2 protein-coding genes are annotated in these 1,057 nt (G+C 35.2%); both read right to left on the reverse strand.

Annotated elements, in window-relative coordinates:
- Window positions 1-46 precede the first annotated feature (46 nt).
- Entirely contained in the window at window positions 47-406 is a 360-nt protein-coding gene (locus tag AOG55_RS07720) for a type II toxin-antitoxin system VapC family toxin (protein ID WP_055041134.1), read from the reverse strand.
- Window positions 403-1,014, reverse strand: a complete 612-nt coding sequence (locus AOG55_RS07725; protein WP_052656875.1) for a translation initiation factor IF-2 subunit beta — start codon at window positions 1,012-1,014, stop codon at window positions 403-405. The genes AOG55_RS07720 and AOG55_RS07725 overlap by 4 nt, the downstream gene beginning before the upstream one ends.
- Between the last annotated feature and the right edge of the window lie 43 nt (window positions 1,015-1,057).

Raw genomic sequence — 1,057 nt, forward strand, 5'->3', positions numbered from 1 at the left:
TAATTTCGGCAATATATTAAATAAATTAAAGCATAAAAAATGAAATTTAAATCATTTTAATTGTTTTACCCTGGGAGAAAATTAAAACCCTGATATTTTTGGACCTTAACCTCTGTATGAGCCCACGGTCATTGGTTAGAACATAGCAATTTAAAGCCTCAGCCGTTTTTAATATACAGTCATCACCCCTCCCTGAGGACCTAATAACATTGAAATACTCTGAATATTTTAGGGCCGCCCCGGCATACCAGTATGTCCTTGATAATCCCTTTAATTCATCTATTACACATTCAGGAATTAATATTTCAAATGCAACCGGTAAATTTAAAATTGCATTTCTTATATCAAGCCTATTTTTTATTGAATATATTAGGGAATTTGTATCTGTAATTAAGGTCTCTTTCATTTTACAACTTCGGCTATGGCTATATTCTTTCTAATCTTTTTAATTAATACCCTTACATTCTGCCCCTTCTTAACACCGGGTATGTATATTATAAAATCTCCATATCTTGCATGGCCTTCACCTGATCTTCCTATCTCTGTTACAGTAACATTGTACGTTTTGCCCTCAGATAACTCTGATTCCTCCTCCTTGATTTCCCTAACAGTTCTTATTGGATGCTGGGCGCCGCACGCCTTGCAAACAAGCAGGCTGGTTCTGCCCACCTTTTCTATGACAGTATCAGGTGAATTGCATTCATAGCAAAAAACATAGGTGGCCATATACTGGTCCATCTTCGCCCTTATTTCCTCCTCACTGATCTTTCTGTTAATAATTAGCCTTCTCTGGTCAATGTTGGCCCCAATACCGAATTCTTTTGTTAAGTATTTTACAATATCCTCGGGATTCCTGTTAAGCATGTCTGCTATATCAAGGAAGTTCCTGATAATCGTGGTCTTACCCTCATATATTATATCTGGCTCCGGTACCTTAAGCCTTTCCTCGAATTTATTTTTCTGTGATAATACATCTGAAGCATCATTTAATAATTTATTATAATCAAAGTCCATAATTGGTAATGCCTTTAATGGATATTAACATTATTTTATTATA

Source organism: Acidiplasma cupricumulans, assembly GCF_001402935.1.
Classification (GTDB): Archaea; Thermoplasmatota; Thermoplasmata; order Thermoplasmatales; family Thermoplasmataceae; genus Acidiplasma; species Acidiplasma aeolicum.